Origin of the sequence: Gemmiger formicilis, assembly GCF_016901605.1 — a bacterium.
In the GTDB taxonomy this organism is placed as follows: domain Bacteria; phylum Bacillota; class Clostridia; order Oscillospirales; family Ruminococcaceae; genus Gemmiger; species Gemmiger formicilis_B.
The window spans coordinates 1-370 of sequence record NZ_JACJKP010000501.1 but is presented as its reverse complement, the minus strand read 5'-3'; the positions used below and the strand labels follow the sequence as shown (position 1 = coordinate 370).

The window sequence follows — 370 nt, the reverse complement described above, 5'->3', positions numbered from 1 at the left end:
GAAAATCAAATTATAGCGGATGGGGTCAATGTCCGTAATTCCCACGCAATACGCTGCCAGACTGCCTGCGCCGGAACCACGGCCGGGACCTACCGGGATATCCCGGCTCTTGGCGTAATTGATAAAGTCGTAAACGATCAGATAGTAGTTGGTATACCCCATCGTTTTGACCACGTTGATCTCATATGCCAACCGCTCACGCAAAGCATCTGTCACCTTGCCGGGATACCGGCGTTCCAGCCCCTCCCAGCACAGCTTTTCAAAGTACTCCTGATTTTCCATGCCATCCGGTGCACGGAAGTACGGCAATTTTGTATCGCCAAACGTAAATTCAAAGTTGCATTTTTCTGCAATCTTATTAGTGTTTTCG

The 370-nt window shown here is 49.2% G+C and carries 1 pseudogene; it reads right to left on the bottom strand.

Annotated elements, in window-relative coordinates:
- Positions 1-370, bottom strand: a pseudogene (dnaE, locus tag H6B10_RS15645) (DNA polymerase III subunit alpha); the annotation flags it as partial.